At 71.2% G+C, this 16,630-nt stretch carries 15 protein-coding genes; 4 read left to right on the forward strand and 11 right to left on the reverse strand.

Annotated features, from left to right (window positions below):
* Window positions 1-119: 119 nt before the first annotated feature.
* Window positions 120-644, reverse strand: coding sequence for a GNAT family N-acetyltransferase (locus tag D3869_RS02345; protein ID WP_247895692.1), 525 nt, complete (start codon window positions 642-644; stop codon window positions 120-122).
* 93 nt (window positions 645-737) lie between these two features.
* Here D3869_RS02345 and cysQ point away from each other — a divergent pair, with 93 nt between their 5' ends.
* Together cysQ and D3869_RS02355 are read left to right on the forward strand one after the other, a co-directional pair.
* The gene (cysQ, locus tag D3869_RS02350; RefSeq protein ID WP_137138798.1) at window positions 738-1,511 is read left to right on the forward strand and encodes a 3'(2'),5'-bisphosphate nucleotidase CysQ; all 774 of its coding nucleotides are present in this window, start codon (window positions 738-740) and stop codon (window positions 1,509-1,511) included.
* Window positions 1,505-2,302 carry a ferritin-like domain-containing protein gene (locus D3869_RS02355; RefSeq protein WP_137138799.1) on the forward strand — a complete coding sequence of 266 codons (798 nt, stop codon included), beginning with the start codon at window positions 1,505-1,507 and terminating at the stop codon, window positions 2,300-2,302. Before cysQ ends, D3869_RS02355 begins: the two co-directional genes overlap by 7 nt.
* 166 nt (window positions 2,303-2,468) lie before the next feature.
* Here D3869_RS02355 and D3869_RS02360 read toward each other — a convergent pair whose 3' ends face one another.
* The 5 genes from D3869_RS02360 to D3869_RS02380 form a co-directional block, all read right to left on the reverse strand.
* Window positions 2,469-2,858 (reverse strand): DUF6285 domain-containing protein, encoded by a 390-nt coding sequence (locus tag D3869_RS02360; RefSeq protein ID WP_137138800.1) that lies wholly within the window; start codon window positions 2,856-2,858, stop codon window positions 2,469-2,471.
* Window positions 2,858-3,961: a phosphotransferase family protein gene (locus tag D3869_RS02365; RefSeq protein WP_137138801.1), complete on the reverse strand. Its 1,104-nt coding sequence runs from the start codon at window positions 3,959-3,961 to the stop codon at window positions 2,858-2,860. Before D3869_RS02365 ends, D3869_RS02360 begins: the two co-directional genes overlap by 1 nt.
* 4 nt (window positions 3,962-3,965) lie before the next feature.
* The gene (locus tag D3869_RS02370; RefSeq protein WP_137138802.1) at window positions 3,966-5,162 is read right to left on the reverse strand and encodes an acyl-CoA dehydrogenase family protein; all 1,197 of its coding nucleotides are present in this window, start codon (window positions 5,160-5,162) and stop codon (window positions 3,966-3,968) included.
* Window positions 5,163-5,194: 32 nt separating this feature from the next.
* Window positions 5,195-5,956 (reverse strand): SDR family NAD(P)-dependent oxidoreductase, encoded by a 762-nt coding sequence (locus D3869_RS02375; protein ID WP_137138803.1) that lies wholly within the window; start codon window positions 5,954-5,956, stop codon window positions 5,195-5,197.
* 146 nt (window positions 5,957-6,102) lie between these two features.
* The gene (locus D3869_RS02380; RefSeq protein ID WP_137138804.1) at window positions 6,103-7,737 is read right to left on the reverse strand and encodes an acyl-CoA synthetase; all 1,635 of its coding nucleotides are present in this window, start codon (window positions 7,735-7,737) and stop codon (window positions 6,103-6,105) included.
* Between the two features lie 239 nt (window positions 7,738-7,976).
* Between D3869_RS02380 and D3869_RS02385 the strand changes: the two genes are divergently transcribed.
* Window positions 7,977-8,687, forward strand: a complete 711-nt coding sequence (locus tag D3869_RS02385; protein ID WP_175426384.1) for a Crp/Fnr family transcriptional regulator — start codon at window positions 7,977-7,979, stop codon at window positions 8,685-8,687.
* A 134-nt stretch (window positions 8,688-8,821) separates the two neighbouring features.
* Here D3869_RS02385 and D3869_RS02390 read toward each other — a convergent pair whose 3' ends face one another.
* The 3 genes from D3869_RS02390 to D3869_RS02405 all read right to left on the reverse strand — a co-directional run bounded on the left by D3869_RS02390 (window position 8,822) and on the right by D3869_RS02405 (window position 14,637).
* A complete protein-coding gene (locus D3869_RS02390) occupies window positions 8,822-11,413 on the reverse strand; it encodes an SUMF1/EgtB/PvdO family nonheme iron enzyme (protein ID WP_175426385.1) in 2,592 nt (863 codons plus the stop codon).
* 144 nt (window positions 11,414-11,557) lie between these two features.
* Complete coding sequence (locus tag D3869_RS32965; protein ID WP_175426386.1) at window positions 11,558-13,369, reverse strand: adenylate/guanylate cyclase domain-containing protein; 1,812 nt, start codon at window positions 13,367-13,369, stop codon at window positions 11,558-11,560.
* An 83-nt stretch (window positions 13,370-13,452) separates the two neighbouring features.
* Entirely contained in the window at window positions 13,453-14,637 is a 1,185-nt protein-coding gene (locus D3869_RS02405) for a DUF4384 domain-containing protein (protein WP_137138807.1), read from the reverse strand.
* A gap of 355 nt (window positions 14,638-14,992) precedes the next feature.
* Between D3869_RS02405 and D3869_RS02410 the strand changes: the two genes are divergently transcribed.
* The gene (locus tag D3869_RS02410) at window positions 14,993-15,220 is read left to right on the forward strand and encodes a DUF1150 family protein (RefSeq protein ID WP_137138808.1); all 228 of its coding nucleotides are present in this window, start codon (window positions 14,993-14,995) and stop codon (window positions 15,218-15,220) included.
* Between the two features lie 150 nt (window positions 15,221-15,370).
* Here D3869_RS02410 and D3869_RS02415 read toward each other — a convergent pair whose 3' ends face one another.
* Both D3869_RS02415 and D3869_RS02420 read right to left on the reverse strand, forming a co-directional pair.
* A complete protein-coding gene (locus D3869_RS02415; protein WP_137138809.1) occupies window positions 15,371-15,697 on the reverse strand; it encodes a hypothetical protein in 327 nt (108 codons plus the stop codon).
* A 24-nt stretch (window positions 15,698-15,721) separates the two neighbouring features.
* Window positions 15,722-16,591: an OmpA family protein gene (locus tag D3869_RS02420; protein ID WP_175426387.1), complete on the reverse strand. Its 870-nt coding sequence runs from the start codon at window positions 16,589-16,591 to the stop codon at window positions 15,722-15,724.
* Between the last annotated feature and the right edge of the window lie 39 nt (window positions 16,592-16,630).

Consider the following 16,630-nt stretch of genomic DNA (forward strand, 5'->3'; position numbering starts at 1 on the left):
GGGAGCGCCGCAAGATAGCATCCCGAACCGCCCGCCGGGGTCGGACAACTTGCCGCAAATCGAGTCCCTGCCCACCACGATAGATGCAATTTTCGACAAATTACATCAACCGCGCAGCATCAGCCTTCCACCGGTCTCGTCATATAGGTCATCCCGCCGCCGTAGGAGGCGAGCTTGGCCGCCAGCCCATCCCCACCGTCATGGGGCAGGAATCCCTGCGCATCCCAGAAGGCCCGCGCGCCGGGGGTGGAGGTCAGGGCCAGCCAGCGAAACCCCTGCCGCGCCGCCAGCGCGTTCATGCGCTCCAGGGCGGCTACTCCCAACCCCAGTCCTCGCGCCTCGGGCAGCAGGGCGACGTCGTGCAGATAGAGGCAGTCCGGCGCCTCCGGCAGCGCGCCGAGCGGTGAATCGAGCGGCGGCGGAACGCCCAGCCGACCCGGATGCGTGACGACGTAGCCGATGCAGCTTCCGGCCGCCTCCGCCCCATGAACTTCCGCCATCGCGCAGCCCTCCGGATAAAGGGCCAGACGTTCGGCGAAGACGGCGCGATCCTCCGGGTAGTCGGGGTGCACGACCTCGGCGATGGCCATCACGCGGTCCAAGTCCGCCGTTTCCATGGCGCGCCAGCCCGCCTTCATCCGCATTCTCCCATCCTTCCCGCCCTTTCCAGCCTTCCAGCCCACCATCCGGGCGCGCTATGGTGACCGTTCGCACACCAGCCGACCGGAGGACCACCCATGACCGACACCGCCGCGGCGAGCCTGCTGCCCAAGGTGCGGACCATCGCCCACGAAGCGGGTCAGGTGATCCTGCGCTTCTACAACGACGGCATCGACGCCGCCACAAAGGTCGACGGCAGTCCGGTCACCCAGGCCGATCTGGCCGCCGAGCATGTCATCACCCCGGCCCTGCACCACATCGCCCCCGGCATTCCGGTGGTGGCCGAGGAGGCCGTGGCCGCCGGGCACCGGCCGGACATTTCCGGCGGGCGGTTCTGGCTGGTCGACCCGCTCGACGGCACCAAGGAGTTCATCAGCCGCAACGGCGAATTCACCGTCAACATCGCCCTCATCGACGGCGGTCGCCCGATTCTGGGCGTCGTCTACGCGCCGGCCACCGGCGACCTCTACGCCGCCTGCGGGGCTGGCACCGCGGTTCATTGGGTGGAAGGCCGCCACGACTACCCGATCCAGGTGCGCAAGCCGCCGCCCGACGGGCTGACGGTGGTCGCCAGCCGTTCCCACGGCAGCGGCAGCGAACTGGACAGCTTCCTGGCTGGCTACACGGTGAAGAACCGGGTGACCTGCGGCAGCTCCCTGAAATTCTGCACGGTGGCGTCGGGCAAGGCCGACCTCTACCCCCGCTTCGGCCCGACCAGCGAATGGGACACCGCCGCCGGCCACGCCATCCTCGCCGCCGCCGGCGGCCGGGTGGAGCAGCCCGACGGCTCGCCCTTCCTCTACGGCAAGGCCGACATCGTGAACCCCCATTTCGTTGCGTATGGATGGTGACGACGCTGTGTGACGCGGCCGTCGCGGTGCTGACCACCGCGGCGCCGCTGGAGAAGGTGCGCCTGACGCGGGACTACGCCGCGGCGTGGCGCGATGGACGCATCACTGCGTTCGGCGCGCTGGTCCCGCCGGAGCGCCCCGCCCGTCCGGAGCGCCCGCCGCTGATGCTGCCCCGCGACATGCCCAAGCGCGGGCGCGGCGGCAGCGCGCAGAACCGCCTCGCCCTGCTCCACGCGCTGGCCCACATCGAGCTGAACGCCATCGACCTCGCCTGGGACATCGTGTGCCGCTTCGTCGGCGAGGGGATGCCCAAGGGCTTCACCGACGACTGGGTGCAGGTCGCCGACGACGAGGCCCGGCATTTCCAGATGCTGGAGGAGCGGCTGAACCAGCTTGGCTCCGGCTATGGCGAGTTGCCGGCCCATGACGGGCTGTGGCAGGCCGCGACCACCACCGCCCACGACCTCGCCGCCCGGCTGGCCGTGGTGCCGATGGTGCTGGAGGCGCGCGGGCTCGACGTCACCCCGGAGACCGTCCGCCGCCTGCGCGAGTTCGGCGATGCGGAAAGCGCCGCTCTGCTCCAGACCATCCATGACGAGGAGATCACCCACGTCGCCGCCGGGCGCCGCTGGTTCGGCCATCTCTGCGCCAAGCGCGGCGTGGACCCGGTGGAGACGTGGCAGGATCTGGTGAAGCGGTATTTCCGCGGCGGCCTGAAGAAACCCTTCAATGTGACCAGCCGCCAAGCCGCCGACTTCGGCCCGGAATTCTACGAGCCGATCGCGGAGTGACGCCCACATCCTTCGTTCCCCTCTCCCGTCCCGGGAGAGGGAGGGGCCCACGCGTGAGCGTGGGAGGGTGAGGGTACCAGCAAGGATCGGCGCCTTGATCCTCGCTCGACCCTCACCCGCCCGCTTCGCGGGCACCCTCTCCCGGGACGGGAGAGGGGAACACTTTTTACCCCCGCAACAGCTTCGGGTTGGCGATGCCCAGCCGGGCCTGGACGATCTCCTCCAGGCACTCCATCAGCACATCCTGACCGTCGTGGTCGAAGTCGCCCGCGGCGATCTCGATGCACAGCCGGTGCTGAAGGGCCTCCACCCGCTGGCGCAGGTCGGCGCCCGACAGGCTGTCGTCGGCGTCCTCGCCGTAGAGCAGGGCCAGCGCCGCCAGCATGGCGTGGCCGGCCTCGTCCGCGCCGGCCAGCTCGCGCTGCACGATGCCGAGCGCGTTGGCGATCATCAGCGCCGTGTAGCGCTGGGCCGGCGGGATGTGGGGAAGCAGGTCCGTCCGGAAGGTTTCCGCGGTGATGCCCAGAAGTTCCTGGGCGTTCGGGCTGGTGCGCATCAGGCGACCCTCTCTTCGTCGGCATCGCCGGACGGCGCGGCGCCCATCGTCGCCGGGGCGGACGCCGTCAGCCCCAGCCCGTGGATGTGGCGCAAAAGGTCCAATTCGATCTCCGGCAGCATCCGCCCGGTCAGCGCCAGTTCCAGCGAAGGCTCCTCGCCCGAGGTGTGGCGGCGCCCCTGGAGGACCGCGATGGCCGCCCAGCGCATGTAGGCGGCGGTTTCCCAATAGGCGACCGCCCGCGGGTCCACCCGGCGGCCCGAGGTCTCCTCGTACCCGGCGTAGAAATCCTCCCGCGCGGCCAGCCCGCCCGCCTCGCGGTCGTGGCGCCCGAACCGCCAGGAGCGGGCGCAGAACCAGCCGAGATCCTCCATGGGGTCGCTGAATCCCGCGAACTCCCAATCCAGGATGGCGGTCAGCCCGCCGTCCTTCACCAGATAGTTCCCGGTGCGGTAGTCGCGGTGGCAGAGCACCAGCTCGCCCGGCGGCGGCGCGTGGATTTCCAGCCACCGCAGGCCCCAGGCCAGCACGGCGTCGCGCAGCGCCAGATCACCCAGCCAGTCGCGATAGGCGTGGACGCAGTCGAGCGCCGGCGACGCGGCCGGCACCGGCAGACCCTCCAGCCCCGGCGTGTCCGGCCCGGCTTGGTGCAGTCGGCCGAGCTGCCGGCCAAGCTCGCGGGCGAGGCCGCGCTGCGGCTGGTCGGCCTTCACCACCTTGTGCCCGGCGCCGATGCCCTCGGCGCGGCGCATGATGTAGAAGTCGGCGCCGAGAACCGCCGGGTCGCCGCAGGCGGCGATGGGTTCGGGTGCCGCCACCCCGGCGCCGAAGGCGGCGCGCAGCACGGCGAACTCCTGCGCCTTGGAGATGCTGGCCTTCATGCCGGACGACGCCGCGCCGCCGCCCGGCTGGGCGCGCAGCACGCAGGCGTGCCGCCCGGCTTGCGGCCCGTCGTCGATGTCCAGAGTCACCGCGAGGTTGAGCGAGATGGCTCCCCCGCCCAGGGTGCCTTCGTCGGCCACCGACACGCGCGTCGCGCCGGTCGCCCCGGCCAGCCACGATTCCAGCCGCGGCCGGCTTTCCCCGTCGATCAGTGCGCCCATCCCATCACCCCCAGGCCCAGAAGCCGTCGCCCTCGTCCATGTAGAATCGCGCCAGGACCATCTTGTGGACCTCCGACGCCCCGTCCACCAGCCGGGCCTGCCGGGCGTAGCGGTACATCCACTCCAGCGCCGTGTCCTTCGAATAGCCCCTGGCCCCGCAGAGCTGGATGGCCGTGTCCACCGCCTTGTGCAGCGTGTCGGCGACATGGACCTTGGCCATCGACACCTCCTTGCGGGCGAAGTCGCCGCGGTCGAGCTGCCACGCCGCCTTCATGACCAGCAGCCGCCCGATCTCGATCTGCATGGCGACGTCGCCCATCATCCACTGCACGCCCTCGTGACCGGCGAGCGTGGTGCCGAAGCTCTCGCGCTCGCGCACATAGGCGGCGGCGATCTCCATGGCCCGCTTGGACAGGCCGGTCCAGCGCATGCAATGGGTCAGCCGTGCCGGGCCGAGACGGATCTGCGTGGCCTTCAGCCCGTCGCCGACCGTCATCAGGACATTCTCGTCGGAGACTTCCAGCCCGTCGAAGCGCAGCTCGCAATGGCCGCCATGCTCCTCCGGCCCCATGATCGGGATGCGGCGGACGATCTCCCAGCCGGGCTGGTCCTTGTCGAACAGGAAGGCGGTCAGCCCCTTGCGCTTGTCGTCGGAGGTGCGGGCGATCAGGATGAAATGCTGCGCCTCGCCCGCCCCGGTGATGAACCATTTGTGGCCGGAGATCACCCAGCGGTCGCCCTTGCGCTCCGCCCGGGTCTTCATCATCGAGGGGTCGGAACCGCCGCCGGGATGCGGCTCGGTCATCGCGAAGGCGGAGCGCACCTTGCCGTCGACGATGGGCTGGAGCCAGCGCTCCTTCTGCGCCTCGGTCGCCACCTTGTTGAGAAGCTGCATGTTGCCGTCGTCGGGTGCGGCACAATTGAAGCAGACCGGCCCGAAGATGGAGCGGTTCATCTCCTCGTAGGCGGCGGCCATGCCGACGATGCCCAGCCCCTGCCCGCCGCGATCCTTCGGCATCTGCGGTGCCCACAGCCCCGCGGCCTTCACCTCCCCGCGCAGGCGCTCCAGCAGGGCGGGCGCGATGTTCTCATGCGCGTCGTAGGAGGCCGGGTCGGCTTCCAGCGGCAGGATGCGCTCCTCCACGAAGGCGCGCACGCGGCGGCGGAACTCCTCGATCGGCGGGGGCAGGCTGAAATCCATCGGTTCGGGTCCTCTCCGTCGTTTTTTCTTGATTACAGGCTGCTGACCAAGTGACCGCCGTCCACCGGCACGACCGCCCCGGTCATGTAGGCCGACGCGTCGGAGCAGAGCAGCAGCAGCGGCCCGTCGAGGTCCGCCAGCCGCCCCAGCCGCCGCTGCGGCACCCGCCGGATCAGCGCCTGCCCGGCGTCGGTCGCCAGGAAATCGCGGTTCAGGTCGGTTTCCATGTAACCAGGGGCCAGCGCGTTGACGCGGATGCCGTAACGCGCCCATTCCAGGGCCAGCGCCTGGGTCATCTGCACCAGCCCGGCCTTCGACGCCGTGTAGGCCACGACATGGCCGGCCACCCGCAGCCCGAGGATGGAGGCGATGTTGACGATCGACCCGCCCCGCCCCTGCTCCCTCATCACGCGCGCCGTCTCCTGCGCGGTGAGAAAGGCGCCCTTCAGATTGGTGTCGATGACGCGGTCCCACTCCTCCTCGGCGTAATCGAGCGCTGGCTTGGCGACGGTGGCCCCGGCGTTGTTGACGAGGATGTCCAGCCCGCCGAGCGCGCCCGCCGCCTCGCGGACGCCGTTGCGGACGGAGGCGGCGTCGGTGACGTCGAGCGGCACGGCGATGGCCTGCCCGCCCGCCGCTTCGATCTCCGCGACGGCGGCGTCCAGGCTCTCGCGCCGCCTTGCCGCCAGCGCGACGCGGGCGCCCGCCGCGGCCAGCACGCCCGCGAAGTGACGGCCCAGGCCGGAAGAGGCCCCGGTGACCAGGGCGGTACGGTTGGTGAGGGTGAGGGTCATGGAGGTCCTGAGTCTGTGAAGATGAGGTTCATGCGTCGGGCCCCCTCCCTAACCCTCCCCCGCTTCGCAGGGGAGGGAACAAGCTCCTCCCCCTGCGGAAGCGGGGGGAGGTTTGGGAGGGGGGCTCCGATGCGACCACTCCCCTCTCACAACCCCCTCGCCTGCTCGCGCAGCACGAACTTCTGGATCTTCCCAGTCGAGGTTTTCGGAAGGGCCCCGAACACCACCGTCCGGGGCGCCTTGAAATGGGCGAGATGGTCGCGGCACCAGCCGATCACCTCGGCCTCGGTCACCCGCCCCTCCGATCCCGGCTTCAGCGTGACGAAAGCGCAGGGAGTCTCGCCCCATTTCGCATCGGGACGGGCGACGACGGCGGCCTCCATGACGTGGGGGTGTTTGTAGAGAACCTCCTCGACCTCCAGCGAGGCGATGTTCTCGCCGCCGGAGATGATGATGTCCTTGGCGCGGTCCTTGATCTCGACGTAGCGGTCGGGGTGCAGCACGGCGAGGTCGCCGGTGTGCAGCCAACCGTCGCGCAGCGCTTCGTCGGTCGCCGCCGGGTTCTTCAGGTAACCCTTCATCACCGTGTTGCCGCGCAGCGCCAGTTCGCCCAGCGTCTCGCCGTCGGCGGGCACTTCGCGGCCCGTGTCGGGGTCGAGCACGGTCTGCTCGGACATGGTGACGTTGGGCACGCCCTGGCGGGCCATCTTCACCGCCCGTTCCTCCAGCGGCAGCTCCGCCCAGCCCTCCTGCCACGCGCAGCCGGTGGAGGGGCCGTAGCATTCCGTCATGCCGTAGAGGTGGGTCAGGCGGAAGCCCATCCGCTCCATCCCCGCGATCACCGCGCTGGGCGGCGCCGCCCCGCCGGTCGCCACCTGGACCGGCCCGTGGTCGAAGGCGCGCTTCACCGCGTCCGGCGCGTGGATCAGCATGGTCAGCACGACCGGCGCGCCGCAGAGGTGGGTGACCTTCTCTTCGGCGATCAGACGGAAGATCGCCGCCGGGTCGACGGCGCGCAGGCAGACATGGGTCGCCCCGACCGCCGTCACCGCCCAGGGGTAGGTCCAGCCGTTGCAGTGGAACATGGGCAGCGTCCACAGATAGACGCTGTCGGGGCGCAGCCCGAAGGTGATGACGTTGCCGAGCGCGTTCAGATGGGCGCCGCGGTGATGGTACAGAACGCCCTTGGGGTTGCCGGTGGTGCCGGAGGTGTAGTTGAGCGCGATGGACTCCCACTCGTCCTCGGGCATGCGCCAGGGCGCCTCGGGATCACCGGTCTTGAGGAAGTCCTCATACTCCAGATCGCCCACCGGGTCGGCGTCCTGCGCCGCCGGATCGTCGATCCACACCACCCGCGGCGGGGCCGCCATGCGCTCCAGCGCGGCGCGGGCCACCGCGGACAGGCCGCGGTCCACCAGGAACAGGCGGCTTTCCGCGTGCTCCAGGATGAAGGCGACGGCGGGCGCGTCGAGCCGCGTGTTGATGGCGTTCAGCACCGCCCCGGCGCCGGGAATGCCGAAATGCGCCTCCAGCATCGCCGGGGTGTTGAAGGCCAGGACCGACACCACCTCCCCCGGCCGGACGCCGGCCCGGCTCACCGCGGAGGCCAGCGCGCGGGCGCGGCGCTCGACCTCCGACCAGCTCCGCCGCAGGGGGCCGTAGACCACGGCGGTCTTGTCCGGATAGACCATCGCGGAGCGGCGCAGGAAGTCCAGCGGCGTCAGCGGCACATGGTTGGCCGTGCGCCTGGACAGACCTGCGGACGGAGTGGTGGCGTCCACGCTCGTCTCCTTCCCTGTTCTGCGGTCCCTGAGTCAGGGCCGGCGCCTCATGCCGGACGCCTTGCTGATGATGGTAGTCACGAACCATTGGGCAGAACAAGATTCACCTTTGGTCGGTCCTTCCCCCTATGCCCGCAAGAACGTGGCAGGGGCGGGCGAGCGCGTTACCGCCTCTGGCGCCGCGGTTGCGGGCCGTCCGCCCGCTACACTGTCCGGCATCGAGCCGTATGGGGGCGACCATGACGACGGTGCGGATCGCGTTCGACAAGGAACTGGTGCTGTCCGGGCATTTCCTGCTGAAGCATCTGGAGAAGCCGGAGTTGCAACGCCTCGCCGCCAGCGCCCGGCTGGCCTATTTCCGGCCCGGCGCGGTCATCTTCCAGAAGGGCGACCCCGGCGACAGCATGATGGCGGTCATCCGCGGGCGGGTGAAGATCTGCTCCCACTCCACCGACGGCAAGGAGCTGGTGCTGAACATCATCAACAAGGGCGGCCTGTTCGGCGAGATCGCCCTGCTCGACGGCGAGCCGCGGACCGCCGACGCCGTGGCGCTGGAGGAGACCGACCTGCTGGTGCTCGACCGCTCCAAGTTCGTGCCGCTGCTCAACGAGCGCCCGGCGGTGGCGCTGCAACTCATCACGGTGCTGTGCAAGCGCCTGCGCCAGACCAGCGAGCATCTGGAGGACACGCTGTTCCTGGAGGCGTCGTCGCGCTTCGCCCGCGCGCTGATGCGTCTCGCCGACGTGTTCGGCAAGCCGGCGCCGGGCGGGCTGAAGCTGGACATCAAGCTGTCGCAGCAACAGCTTGGATGCTTGGTTGGCGTCTCGCGGGAAAGCATCAACAAGCTGCTTGGCGAATGGCAGCGCAACGGCGTGATCGCCGTGGAATCCGGGCGGATCACCCTGCTCGACCGTAACGCGCTGGAGGAGATCGCCGAGGCGAATGGGTAGGGTGTCGCGTGGTGCCCCCACCCCGGCCCTCCCCCGCTGCGCAGGGGAGGGAGATTTTGGCGAGGCGGCGGCAGTCCCCTCCCCTGCGTCAGCGGGGGAGGGTTAAGGTGGGGGCCCGACGCAACCACTCCCCCTCAATTTAACTCCCGCAGCACCCTCATCCCGTTGTTCAGATACCGCACGTCGGGATCGTAGAACAGGCGCGCCGTGTCGGTGATGTCAGCCAAACCGCCCCGCCAGGACCCGCCGCGCAACACGCGCTCCCGGCAGTTGGCGGACGTCCAGGCGCTGCCGTCCGTCGGCGCGCCCGCATAGTCCGCGTGCCAGCAGTCGGCGACCCACTCCGCCACGCCGCCGTTCATGTCGTGCAGCCCGAAGGGATTCGGCTTGTAACTGCCGACCGAGGCCGGGGTCAGCCGTTCCTGCGCGCCGCCGCAGTCCTTGCAGTTGGCGAGCGTCCCCGTCTGCCCGTCCCACCAGTAGCGGCCGGTCGTGCCGCCGCGCGCCGCGTATTCCCACTCCGCCTCGGACGGCAGGCGGTAGCGCTGGCCGGTCTTCTGGCTCAACCACTTCGCGTAGGCCTGGGCTTCCAGCCAGGAGATGTTGTGGATCGGGGTGTTGTCGGTGGGCTTGGTCATGCGCGGCATGCCGCCGGTGCAGCCGCCGCCCTCGACGCAGGCGCGCCACTCGGCCACCGTCACCTCGTAGGCGCCGAGCGCGAAGGGCTTGACGATGGTCACCTTGTGCACCGGACGCTCCGAGCGGTCGCCCTGGTCGCTGCCCATGCTAAAGCTGCCGGGCGCGATGCGCACCATCACCGGGCAGTCCGGGCAATCCTGGAAGCTGGCCGACTTGCTGTGGTTGCGCACCGCGCTGTTCCCGTTGCCGCTCGGGGGCGCCGCGGCCACCTGTTCCGGCGCCGGGGCCGGCTGCGGCGGTGCCGGTGGAGTCGGTGCCGGTGGAGTCGGTGCCGCAGCCTCGACGACCGGAGCGGGGGCCGGGGGCGAAGCCGGAGGAGGAGCCGGTTGGGTCGGTGGCGGCGGCCGAGCCGACGCGACCTCCGGCGGCTTGGCGGCAGGGGCCAGCGCGCCCAGCTTCTCCCGTGCCGGCTTGGCGTAGGCACCGTTGCCGAACAGCCGCAGGAAGGCCTCGAAGTCGGCGGGCTCGCGGCTGCCCTTGACCATCTGCCACAGCGATTCCTCCAGCACCGGCGCCGCCGGGGTGGCGCCCGGCGGGGCGATTTCCAGCGCCACGGTGCCGGTCGCCTTGCCGCCCTTGCCGTCCTCCACCTGATAGGTGAAGGCGCCGGCGGCCCCGGCCCGCTCCTGCTCCGGGTCGAAGGTCAGCCGGGTCAGCCCCTCGGCCGGCAGGCGGTCGCCGGGACGGACCAGGGTGGCGCCGTCGCGCACCTTGCCGCGGTCGGGCACGGCGGTGACGGTGATGGTCAGCGGGTCGCCGTCGGGGTCCGCCGGCGGCTCGATGGCCAGGAGGTTCGGCAGGGCGCGGACGGTGCGCGCCCCGGCGACGACCGGCGGGCGGTTGCTGGGCTTGATGGTGATCGCCACCCCGCCCCGCACCACGCCGCCGCGCCCGTCCATGATCGCGAAGTCCAAGCGCCCGGCGTCCCCCACCATCGTCGCGTCCGGCTTGAAGCTGGTGGCGGCGAGTTGCTCGACGGTCAGGTAGTCGCCGATCAGCACGGTACGGTCGCCGATGCGCACGCTGCCGCCGCGCGGCAGGCCGGAGATCTGGGCGAAGAGCTGGTCGTCGTCCGGATCGGTCGGGCGCCCGATGCGCAGCGGCTCGGCGTCGGCGCGGTCGGACAGCTCCAGCGGACGGATCTCGCCGAGCACCGGCGGGCGGTTGGGCGGGCGCGGGTTGAAGTAGAAGGGTGCAGCCCCCAGCGAGCCGAAGATGTAGGGCTCCTGCCGCCCGTTGGTCGCCTGCCGCACGGTGTCGCGCACGTTGCGGAAGAACAGGCTCAACTCCAGCCCTGGCGTCTGGAGATGCTGGAGCAGCGCGTCCGTGTAGGGGCTGTGGTCGCTCTGCCCGTCCTCGGCCAGCTGGTCGGCGCGGGTGGCCATGGCGACCAGCGTGTCGCTCGGCGTATCGTCGACGCGGGCGAAGCCGTAATTGACCTGGATGCGGTTCTGCCCGGCCTGCTTCAGCCGGTCCACGAAGGGGTTGTTGCGGCAGGAATCGAGCATCAGGATGCCCAGCTTGCGCGCCTGCGACAGCTCGCCCAGCATCAGGTTCAGCGGCATCGCCTCGTAGACGAGGTCGCGCTCGCGCTCCAGCCTGGCGTCGGCCGGGACGATGTAGTTGTTGCCGCCCACCTGGATGCCGTGCCCGGCGTAGAAGATCACCGCCACGTCGGCCTGCGAGGCGCGGATGCCAAAGTCGCGCAACGCCCGCTCGAAGCCGCGGTTGTCCATGTCGAACTTCTCGTCCACGTCGAACTGCAGCTTGCGCAGGGCCTCGGCGATGGCCTTGGCGTCGTTGACAGGGTTCTGGAGTTCGGGCGCGAACTCGTACTTGCCGATGCCGACGACCAGCGCGATGCGCTTCTCCGGTGATTGGGAGGCCTGGGGCGGCGGAGATTGAGGGGGAGCGGATTGGGCTGACGCCCCTGGTGCCCAGCCGAGAAGGCCCAGCAACAGCAGGACGAAGGCGAGCGACCAGAGGTCCCTGCCCAAACGATGCTGCGTCGAGGGTCCGTCGAACATCGGCCGGCTCCATGGTGGGAAGGCGGTTGCGCACCCCATACCCGGCACCCATCGGCATAAAATTGCCGCTCTCCCCAGGTTAATATTTCGATTCCTGCGTACCAAGCGTTCATTCAGCCTAATCCCGAATACGGAGAAGCCCGGTCACTCCCCGGCCTCCGCCGCGGGCCGCACCTCCTCCCCCTCCCGGTCGAGGACCAGCCAGGCGCGGACCGCCTTGCGCTTGCCCTTCAGCGCCATCTCGCCGACCGGCAGCCCGGCCACCGTGCCCTGCACCGCCGTCCAGGTGGGTTCCCCGATGACGATCCGGCAATGGGGGGAGGAGCGCATGCTCACCGTCTTGCCCAGCGCCTCCAGCCGGGCCGCCGTGTTGGCGGTGTCGCCGAGCAGCGAATATTCCATGTGCCGCAACCCGCCCAGGCTGCCCGCCACCAGCGGCCCCGTGTGGATGCCGACGCGGATGCCGATGGCCGGCAACCCCTCCGCCTGCCAGCGCTTGTTCAGCTCCCGAAGCTCCCGCCCCATCTGGATGGCGCAGCGCACGGCGCGCTCGGCGTCGGCGTCGATCTCCGCCTGGGTGGTGCGGGCGACGGGGGCGCCGAAGACCGCCAGGATGGCGTCGCCGATGAAGCGCAGAACGATCCCGTCATGCGCGGCCACCACCCGCACCATGGCGTCGAGATAACCCTCCAGCCAGAGGATCAGCGGTTCCGGCTCCAGCGCTTCGCAGACGGTGGTGAAGCCCTCGATGTCGGAGAAGAAGACGGTGGCGGTCAGCTCCTGGGGGCGGGGGCGTCCGCCGGCCAGGAAGGTCGCGCGCTCCCGCCAGATCTCGTCGGCGACGGGCTGGGAGACGTGGTTGGCGAACAGCTGCATCAGGCTGCGGCGGTCGGCGCGCTCCTTCAGCGACAGATGCGCGGTCATCGCCGCGATGCCACCCAGCCACGCCGCCGAGGGCGCCATCATCGCCACCAGCGGCCCGCCCTGGGCGAACAGCGCCAGCGCCGCCGCCCACAGCCCCAGCAGCCCGAGCAGGCTGGCCGGCACCAGCAACCACACCGGCCAGCCGGCCAAGGCCAGCGCCACCCCCGCGGCGCTCAGCGCCAGAACCAGCGCGACGACCCAGGCGTCGGACAGGTCGCGGCTGGTCCGTCCGTCGAGGATCTGGGCCAGCGCGTGGGCCTGGATCTCGACCCCCGGCGTGGACAGACCGGCGACCGACAGCGGCGTGCGGTGCTGGTCCACCCCGACCAGGACGGTGCCGACCACGGCGATCCGCCCGGCCAGCCAGCCGCGCGGCAGCATCCCCACCATGTCCGCCGGATAGGTCGGGAAGGGCGGCGCATCCGGCGACGGGCGGGCGTGCCAGTCGATGCGGAAGGGCTCCGCCGGGACCTCCCCCCTTGCCGTCCCTCCGGCGACCTGGGCCATCCGCGCCGGGAAGCTGGGCAGCCCGTCCGGACCGCGCGGCACATGCCAGCGCACCGTGCCGTCCAGCCGGTCCTTGGCGAGGTTGGCGTGGCCGTGCGGGATGCCGTCGAGGAACCGCCCGAGGTAGCGCCGCTGCTCCTCGGTCAGCGGCGTGTCGCCGAGCGCCGTGATGGCGACCACCGGCACCGTGGCGCGCTGGATGCGCTGGCGCAGCCGCTCGTCGAGCGCCGGCAGGGTCGGCTGGTCGAACAGGATGTCCAGCCCGATCGCCCGCACCCCGGCCGCCTCCAGCGTCCCCACCAGATCGGCGAGGAAGCCGCGGTCGACCGGCGACCGGCAGGCCAGCGTGGCGAACAGGTCCTCCCCCAGCGTGACCAGCACGATGCCGGGATGCTGCGGGGCGGACGGCGTGAAGTAGGCGATGGCGAGGTCGCGGAAGCTCTCGTCGGCGGAGCGCAGGGGCGGCACCAGCCGGGTCAGCCCCAGCGCCGCCGCCGACACGCCGACCACCGCGGCCAACCCCACGAATCCTCTGGCGAACTCTCTGGCGAGCCATGGGGCTTTCACCCAATCCAGCCTGCCCCCCGATGTCCCCAACGGCGGCGCCCTCACTCCACGCGCAGGATCACCTGCGCCATCACCAGATCGGTCTGCTTCAGCGAGGCGAGCGTCCGCTCCAGCCGGGCCGCCGCCTCGTCGGTCAGCGGCCGGAAGGCGTCCTGCCGACCCGGCAGGTCGGCGCCGAGATCGCGCCCGGCGGCGAAGCAGCGCACCTCCTGGTCGGCGGACAGGCTCCCCGACCGCTCCGCCGCGCGCAGCGGCACCGGCATGCGGTCGCCGGCCAGCGTCAGGGTATGGTGCCCCTCCAGCAGCGAGCTGGCCGACGGCCCCGGCGGGTAGATCGGCGTCAACTGGCCGCGCGTGTTGCGCAGGTAGCAGTAGAGATGCGCGTCCCGGTTCGTCTGGAGCACCAGCGTCACCGCCTCCCCGGACCGGTAGGTCGGGTAGAGGCCGCGGTCGGTGGCGAGATAAAGGTTCAGCGGCGCCACGCTGTCCCGCACCGGGTCGAGCAGGGCCGCCGCCTGCGCGGCGCAGCCGGCGCCGGCCAGCCGGACGGCCAGCTCCGCGCCCTGCCCTGCCCCGACGCCTTCGGCGGCGATCACGCGCAGGGTCAGGCTGTGGCGCACCCGCCCGTCCGGCCCGGCGACGGAGACGGCGGTGCCGTCGGTCATCGGCAACTCGCGCGGCCAGGGCACCGCGGCTCCCTTGTCCCAGCGCAGCGTGGAGGTGGCCTCGCGCCCCTCCGCGCGCAGGGTGGCCGGGATGAGCGCCGGGTCGGCGGGCTTGCGCAGCAGAACCGTGCCGCCGGACTTCACGCATTGGGTTCCGGGGCGGCCGGGATCAAGGGTGAAGACCTGCTCCTCCCCCTTCTGCATCGGGGTACCGACCGCGCGGGCGGCGCCCAGGTCGGTCTGGAAGAAGCGCTCCCCGCCGACGAGGCTGCCGACGCCGGTCCAGCCCGAGGCGTCGGGCATACGGTCCAGCGGCCCGTCAAACGGCCCCTTGACCCGCAGCATGCGCCCGTTGGCGAACAGGAACATGGCGTTGGCGCCGTCCGGCACGCTGACCGCCGCGCCGTCGGGGACCAGTTGCCCCTGGGCGTAGCCGGGGGCTGTGGAGGCGACGACCACAGCGGGCTCCGCCGCCGCGCGGCCGGTGGTGAGACCGACCGCCGCGACGGCGGCCAGGGTCAGGGCCGCCGCCACGAGTCCGCTCAGGGTCCTGTGCGCCATGCTGGCCTCCACCGGCGGGGATCGCGGAATCATTGGCGTTTCGCGGACGCCTGTCCAGGCGGCGAAGGGGGAAGGGCGGGGCTGCGGACCCGGCCCAAAGAAGGGCTGGCGCCGTGAACGGACGGGCATGGTCGGACCTCCGAAATGATGCGCGCCGGCCAAAGCGCCGGCCCGTCGAGGCTAGACGGCGGAAGACAGCGGCCGCTGTGAGGCGCAGCACAAAGTTGCGCAGGAGTTGGCCCCCTCCGACGTAATGAGTGTGGCGGGCGCCACAGCGCGGCCCGGTCCAGACCCCTAGAGTGCCGGGCAGGACCGGCGCCCCGTTGGTCCGCCCCTACGCCCGAGGAGACCGACCATGACCGCCCGCCGTCCCAAAGCCGAAGACGTTGCCGACGGTTTCGACGACCGCTTCGCCCGTCATGGAATCCTGGAGGTCGCCTATCTCCGGTCGGTGGAGATCGACGGCCTGCCCGCCTACGCCGTGTACGCCGCGAACGGCACCTGCCTGTGGCTGGACACCGACCGCGCGTCGGCGGGGGCGACGTTGCAGGAGCACGGCATGGAACTGGTCAGCGTGCATTGAGAGCGGAGTTGATGGGGGCATTGCCCCCACCCTCCCCGCTTCGCGGGTCCCCTCCCTCCCCCGCTTCGCAGGGGAGGGATTTTTGTACATGCAGCACCAATTCCCTCCCCTGCGAAGCGGGGGAGGGTCAGGGTGGGGGCAATACTCCCATCATTCCTTCGGGCTCAACAGGCACGACGTCCGGTTCCGCGTCACGATGGCCAGGCTGTTCTCCGGCTCGCCCGCCCGGCGGAAACGCAGCGCGTTCAACTGGCTGGCGACGCTGAGCGACAGGACGTTCAGATCGCTCTCGTCGATGATCTTCTCGCCGTCCTGCCAGCACTGGATGCGCACGCGGCCCTTGGGAACCCCGACGTCGAGGCCGCCGGGCTGCACGCCCGCGTCGCTGCTCCTCTTGCGGACCACCGTCGCGTCGGCGGCGCCCCCGACGAGGGGGAGCGCCGCGATCGCCACCAGGAGCAGGAGTTTCCGGATCATGGCGCGCTCTCCCTTCCCCCTGGGTCACTGGATGGGCCGGAACTCGACGCGCCGGTTGCGGCTGTCGGTCGGGTCGGGGGTCAGCGGCTGGCTCTTGCCCAGGCCGGCGATGGCGATGCGCTGCGGCTCGATGTGATGGACGCGCACCAGATACTCGCCCACCGACACGGCCCGGCGCTCGGAGAGGGCGAGGTTGTATTGATCGCTTCCCACGGCGTCGGTGTGCCCCTCGATGACGAGGCGGAGCTGCGGGTCCTGCGACATCAGCCCACCGACCGCGTCGACGTAGGAATAGAACTCCTTCGGCACGTCGGCGGAGTTGAAGGCGAAGTTTATGCGGAAGCCGAAACCGTTGGTCGGGCGGGTCTCCGCCGCAGTCTCCGGCGCGGACAGCGTGGCCGGCTGCACGCCGTTGGAACGGCGCGGCGCGGCCGGCGGCGGGGCGACGGGCGGGGCCGCGGCCTCCTGCACGGGCGCGCGCTTGGGCTTGGGCTGGGGCGCGGGGTCCGGCTGCGCCACGGGGGTGGTCGGCGGGCTGTAGCTCTGTTGCGGGGTCGCCTGCTGCTGGGCGGGCGTGCCGTAGTTGACGCTGTCGGTCGGGCGCGGGCGGTTGGCGCTGTTCATGCCGCCGCCGATGATCTCGATGCTGCGGGTGCGGATCTTCGGCTGCTCGGTTCCGTCCGTCGGCGCCGGGCCGGGCTTCACCGCTTCGCGCAGTTCGTCCACGGTCGGCGGGCGCTCGAACATCATGACCCGGTTGCCGCCGGAGCCCTCGACGGTCTGCGCCCGCGCGGGAACCGCCATGCAGGCCAGGGCGATCATCGGCAGGGCCAGAGCGGGAAGCGCCACGCCGTTCAGCCGTCGGGCGATGGTCTTGGAGGTCGGTCGCGGCATCGCTGGTCTCCCATGATTCGGCGCCATGATCTGGCGTGA

The organism is Azospirillum brasilense (assembly GCF_005222205.1).
Lineage (GTDB): Bacteria > Pseudomonadota > Alphaproteobacteria > Azospirillales > Azospirillaceae > Azospirillum > Azospirillum brasilense_G.

Excerpts from the sequence above, each read along its gene's own strand:
- D3869_RS02345 (WP_247895692.1), bottom strand. The coding sequence starts at position 644 with ATGCGGATGAAGGCGGGCTGGCGCGCCATGGAAACGGCGGACTTGGAC.
- D3869_RS02375 (WP_137138803.1), bottom strand. The coding sequence starts at position 5,956 with ATGACCCTCACCCTCACCAACCGTACCGCCCTGGTCACCGGGGCCTCT.
- D3869_RS02360 (WP_137138800.1), bottom strand. The coding sequence starts at position 2,858 with ATGCGCACCAGCCCGAACGCCCAGGAACTTCTGGGCATCACCGCGGAA.
- D3869_RS02410 (WP_137138808.1), top strand. The coding sequence starts at position 14,993 with ATGACCGCCCGCCGTCCCAAAGCCGAAGACGTTGCCGACGGTTTCGAC.
- D3869_RS02405 (WP_137138807.1), bottom strand. The coding sequence starts at position 14,637 with ATGGCGCACAGGACCCTGAGCGGACTCGTGGCGGCGGCCCTGACCCTG.
- D3869_RS02415 (WP_137138809.1), bottom strand. The coding sequence starts at position 15,697 with ATGATCCGGAAACTCCTGCTCCTGGTGGCGATCGCGGCGCTCCCCCTC.
- D3869_RS02365 (WP_137138801.1), bottom strand. The coding sequence starts at position 3,961 with ATGGGCGCACTGATCGACGGGGAAAGCCGGCCGCGGCTGGAATCGTGG.
- D3869_RS02420 (WP_175426387.1), bottom strand. The coding sequence starts at position 16,591 with ATGCCGCGACCGACCTCCAAGACCATCGCCCGACGGCTGAACGGCGTG.
- D3869_RS02390 (WP_175426385.1), bottom strand. The coding sequence starts at position 11,413 with ATGTTCGACGGACCCTCGACGCAGCATCGTTTGGGCAGGGACCTCTGG.
- cysQ (WP_137138798.1), top strand. The coding sequence starts at position 738 with ATGACCGACACCGCCGCGGCGAGCCTGCTGCCCAAGGTGCGGACCATC.
- D3869_RS02370 (WP_137138802.1), bottom strand. The coding sequence starts at position 5,162 with ATGGATTTCAGCCTGCCCCCGCCGATCGAGGAGTTCCGCCGCCGCGTG.
- D3869_RS02355 (WP_137138799.1), top strand. The coding sequence starts at position 1,505 with ATGGTGACGACGCTGTGTGACGCGGCCGTCGCGGTGCTGACCACCGCG.
- D3869_RS02385 (WP_175426384.1), top strand. The coding sequence starts at position 7,977 with ATGACGACGGTGCGGATCGCGTTCGACAAGGAACTGGTGCTGTCCGGG.